Source organism: Bacillus sp. JJ1503 (assembly GCF_036965125.1).
Lineage (GTDB): Bacteria > Bacillota > Bacilli > Bacillales > Cytobacillaceae > Cytobacillus.
The window spans coordinates 1-3,631 of the sequence record NZ_JBALOZ010000155.1 but is presented as its reverse complement, the minus strand read 5'-3'; the positions used below and the strand labels follow the sequence as shown (position 1 = coordinate 3,631).

Annotated in this window: 4 protein-coding genes; 2 read left to right on the top strand and 2 right to left on the bottom strand. The window is 36.0% G+C overall.

Annotated features, from left to right (window positions below):
- Positions 1-417: dienelactone hydrolase family protein (locus tag V7149_RS12865; protein ID WP_335346029.1), on the bottom strand; the 417-nt coding region annotated here is incomplete at its 3' end.
- A gap of 171 nt (positions 418-588) precedes the next feature.
- On the opposite strand from V7149_RS12865, the gene V7149_RS12860 reads away from it, so the two are divergent.
- Both V7149_RS12860 and V7149_RS12855 read left to right on the top strand, forming a co-directional pair.
- Positions 589-2,226 (top strand): MBL fold metallo-hydrolase, encoded by a 1,638-nt coding sequence (locus tag V7149_RS12860; protein WP_335346028.1) that lies wholly within the window; start codon positions 589-591, stop codon positions 2,224-2,226.
- 18 nt (positions 2,227-2,244) lie between these two features.
- Positions 2,245-2,478, top strand: coding sequence for a DUF3006 domain-containing protein (locus tag V7149_RS12855; RefSeq protein ID WP_335346027.1), 234 nt, complete (start codon positions 2,245-2,247; stop codon positions 2,476-2,478).
- Positions 2,479-2,619: 141 nt separating this feature from the next.
- Here V7149_RS12855 and V7149_RS12850 read toward each other — a convergent pair whose 3' ends face one another.
- Positions 2,620-3,465: an AraC family transcriptional regulator gene (locus tag V7149_RS12850; protein WP_335346026.1), complete on the bottom strand. Its 846-nt coding sequence runs from the start codon at positions 3,463-3,465 to the stop codon at positions 2,620-2,622.
- Positions 3,466-3,631: the final 166 nt, after the last annotated feature.

Genomic DNA, 3,631 nt, shown 5'->3' with positions numbered 1-3,631 from the left:
AGGAAAGAATAAAATTATAGGACATAGAGGCACTATTTGTGTGTAATTCCTAATTCTTGAACCATAATATCCCACAACCCCATCAAGACACTCTTCCTCACTACACAACCAAGCAACAGTTGCCCCAACACTAAATCCAATAATATATATTTTTTGGTATTCATTTTTAACACCTAATAATAAATTCTTTATTTTATGTACAGCGATAGAGAACCCTACATTCTCTATAAAATTCAAATAAGCAATCTTCTCTTCAGAATAATCAAATGCTTGTTCTCGTTCTAATAAGTTCGGACAGATAACGTCAAAGTCTTGTTTTGATAATAAATCACAAAAATTTTTTATATGTTGATTAATACCATAGATTTCGTGTATCACAATAATCAAATTATCTGATTCTTTTAGTATCTGAAGCATTTTATTCCCCTTCAAAGTGATTCTACAATCATATAATCAATAGAAATTATATCATTAAGAGTTAAAGAGTTTTATTGTTTGAAACTGGATTAAAATCCCTGTTCGATATACCCAATTCCTGTAGTATCATTAATTTTGGTTTAAAGACTAAATCTATCATGGGGGAAAACAATGAGAAAAGTAGTTATGTTGTTATTAGCAGCCGTATTGTTTTTTTCTTTCGCGGGATTTCAATCATATGATGCACATGCTGCAACCCGTGTAATGTGGGGAAAAACAGAGTTAAAGGCTGGCCAAATCGGCAAAGTGACGGTCTTATCAAATACAGATTTGGTCACTTTAGATGCGAATGGTTCACTGAAGGCTGTTCGTACATTAAAAGCTGGAGAAGAATATCGTGTTTACAGCTATAAAAGCGCACACGACGGATTGTATGGCGTAGGGGGCGGACAATATATCCAAAAGAGCTCCAAAATAAAATACGAAACGCCTTCAAAAGCAAAATTAGCACTGCTTGAACAACAATCGTCAACTCCACAAAATACTGTTACTCCTGCTGGGTCCACCAAAATTATGTGGGGGAAAACAGAATTAAAGAAAGGCCAAATTGGAAAAATCACAGTTCTCGGCAATACACCAGTTTACGATGTAAATATGAAACTGGTAAAAACACTAACAAAAGGCGAAGAATTCCGGGTATATTCCTATAAAAGCGCAAATGGAGGAATGTATGGGATTGGCGGAGGACTTTTTGTAAAGAAAGATTCATCTATTAAATATGAAACACCGTCAAAGAGTAAATTGGCTTTATTGGATATCGTAAATAATAAGCCGTTACAAGTTCATTTTATCAATGTAGGGCAAGGAGATTCTATTTTAATCCAAACTTCAAACGGTAAAAGTATGCTTGTTGATGGTGGGGCAAAGTCAGCCGGAGATGAAGTGGTTAGCTTCTTGAAAGGTAAAGGAGTAACCAATCTTGATTATGTAGTTGCTACTCATCCAGATGCCGATCATATCGGGGGATTAATTTCAGTCCTTAATACTTTTCAAGTAAGTAACTTTGTAGATTCTGGACAAGCACATACGACTCAGACTTACTATGATTTATTGTCATTGGTTGATGCCAAAAATATCAATTATGTGATTCCTAAAGCTGGAAGTACGATTAATCTGGATTCTCATCTTGGGTTAACTGTATTGAACGCTGCTGAAGCTGGAGACGATAACAATGAAGCATCGATTGTGCTGCGCTTAACCTATGGAAACATTAGTGTCTTGTTGATGGGCGATGCTGACACTGCCACAGAACAAGAAATTATCAGTCGCTATGCTGTTAAATCTACAGTATTAAAAGCAGGACACCATGGTTCAAATACAAGCAGTTCTGAGACATTTATTAATGCTGTTAAGCCTGCTGCAACAGTCTTATCATATGGTTATGAAAATTCATATGGCCATCCTCATCCGGAAGTTGTAAGCCGTCTGAAGAGTGCAGGATCTTTACTATACTCTACTGTGTTTTCTGGTAATATTACCATGAGCACAAACGGGTTGACCTATTCTTTCAACACTAAGCCATGGAATGGTGTCACAATAACGCCTACTCCTGTTCCAGAACCACCTGTAACTACTCCTGAACAACCAGCAGACCCAGGTTTAGGAACATATGTAATACCGGGAGCACCTACATCATTTAGTAACTGTACGGCAATGCGGGAATACTACCCAAATGGTGTAAAAACTGGCCACCCAGCCTATGCTGCCAAACACGATCGCGATAATGACGGATGGGCATGTGAGCGTTAAAAAAAGGAGTTGCTTTGAATGATCCAATATACTCTTGATCGCTTTGAAGAATCATTTGGAGTTCTTTTAAAATATCCTAATGAGGAAGAACAACTTCTTGTCCCTAAAAAAGAACTCGAGGAATTTAGAGAAGGAGATATTTTATCAGTGACAAAAAATGATGATCAATATTCGATTTCTCTGCTTAACGATGAGACGGAAAAAATGAGAAGTAAGGTTAATGATTTAATTAATAAATTGAAGAATAAATAGCATCTCTTCGGAGGTGCTTTTTGTTTTCCTCATTACCTTTAAATACAAACCATCTATCAAAATTAAAATCCATTTGATGATATATTAATGGAAATTCTATCTGTTGCATGCCTTTCTTTTTCCATTTCAGCGTATATGAAATCATTTAGATATAACAGGAACCCAAAGTTCATGGCTTGGTTTATGCTTCGGACCGTAATAACATTCAATGCATGGTAAATTGGCCAGTTCATAGCCAGAAGTTGGAACCCATTCTGTATAAAGTCGTTTCCACGCATCAACTATATTCGGAAAAACAGCCCAGGTACTTGCAGGAATGATAAGGATTTCCATATCACTTGGAGGTTCCCCATCATATCGTACTCCCATAAAGTAAGTAAATTCATCGTCGGTTATTGCTGCTTCCCTACCACAAACTCCTAAGAGGCTTTCAAGTGTACATTTTGGATTTTCCCATGCCATATCTTTTAGTTCTTGCATAAACCCATCTTTCTTTGCACTGCTCCAAAGCGTTGGAATGTTTTTAAATGCCCTACTCGTTTTAACAGGCTTACCTTTTCCAACAATTCTTAATTCATAATCAAGATTTTCAATTCTGTAATCCAATTCAGTATCTCCTTTTATTGAAATTTGGAAAGAAATCTTTGGAAAGGCTTTTAATTGCACCCCTTTATTTCGGGCTTCAGAGGGTTTTATTCCATGTGTCTTTTGAAAAGCACGAGAAAACGAGTCAGCAGACCAATAACCGTACTTAATTGCTATATCAATAACCCGAATATCACTTTTTTGAATCTCAAAAGCAGCAAGTTTTAGTCGCCTGCTTCTAATATATTCTGAGAGTGATATACCAGAATTTGATGAAAACACTCTTGAAAAATGATACTCCGAACAATAAGCAACTTGTGCAATCTTTTTATAATCAATCTCTCCGTCAAGATTAGATTCAATGTAAACCAATGCGTTATTCATTCTTTCCAGCCAATCCATATTTTCATTCTTTCACTTTCACTTTCACTTATAATATATTTATAAGAAAAAGGAATTTAATATCCCACATTTTATGCACCAAGATGTCGGATATACATGACTCTCTAATCAGATTAGTTCTATTATCATTAGGAGTTTTCCTTCTTGAACTAGTCGAGTAGAAGGG

Coding starts and splice junctions, on each gene's coding strand:
- V7149_RS12860 (WP_335346028.1), top strand. CDS start 589: ATGAGAAAAGTAGTTATGTTGTTATTAGCAGCCGTATTGTTTTTTTCT.
- V7149_RS12855 (WP_335346027.1), top strand. CDS start 2,245: ATGATCCAATATACTCTTGATCGCTTTGAAGAATCATTTGGAGTTCTT.
- V7149_RS12850 (WP_335346026.1), bottom strand. CDS start 3,465: ATGGATTGGCTGGAAAGAATGAATAACGCATTGGTTTACATTGAATCT.